Source organism: Treponema endosymbiont of Eucomonympha sp. (assembly GCF_001028545.1).
In genome coordinates, this window is sequence record NZ_BBPW01000437.1 from 1 (window position 1) to 592 (window position 592).

The 592-nt window shown below is 52.5% G+C and carries 1 protein-coding gene; it reads right to left on the reverse strand.

Annotated elements, in window-relative coordinates; all coding sequences use genetic code 11:
• Window positions 1-137: 137 nt before the first annotated feature.
• On the reverse strand, window positions 138-431 hold the full coding sequence (locus AWU74_RS07485) for an IS5/IS1182 family transposase (protein WP_062328753.1): 294 nt from the start codon (window positions 429-431) through the stop codon (window positions 138-140).
• Window positions 432-592 lie beyond the last annotated feature (161 nt).

Sequence of the window (592 nt, forward strand, 5' to 3'; positions counted from 1 at the left end):
TGCCGCTTGCCGGTATCACGTACTCGTCAACTGCCAAATGTAACTTGCTGTTCAGCTCCCTTTTGTGCGGCTAATGTCCTGACTGCCGCCTTGTGCCCCGCATGCGTCCGCGTGTGCCTTGATATACGTCGAATCTATCATAAAGATATCCCGGCAGGCTCGCCTATTGCGGCGTCCGCCAGCGTTTTCCCTATTCCCTTATCCCGCCAGCGGCAAAACCGCTTGTGTATGCTGTTCCAGTTCCCGAATTCTGGCGGTATATCCCTCCACGGAGCGCCTGTACGCGTCTGCCACGCTACTGCGTTGATAAACAAACGGTTGTCTTTCGCCACTCCTCCGTGCTTCCCTTCCTGTCCGGGCAGCAGGTCTTTTATCCGTTCCCACGCCTCGTCGCTTATATCGTTCCGGTGAATGCCTTCTTTTCTTTTCATGCTCCTTTTTTACCTCTTTCCCTTTATCCAGTCCACACTACCTAGGGTCGATCTCCTGTAAGGGCGGGTGTCGGTCGGCGTCGAAGAGCCGCAAAAACAAACCCCAGCTACGACTAAAAAATTTTTGCGTTACAACACCCTCCAATCACTTTTGTTAAAAA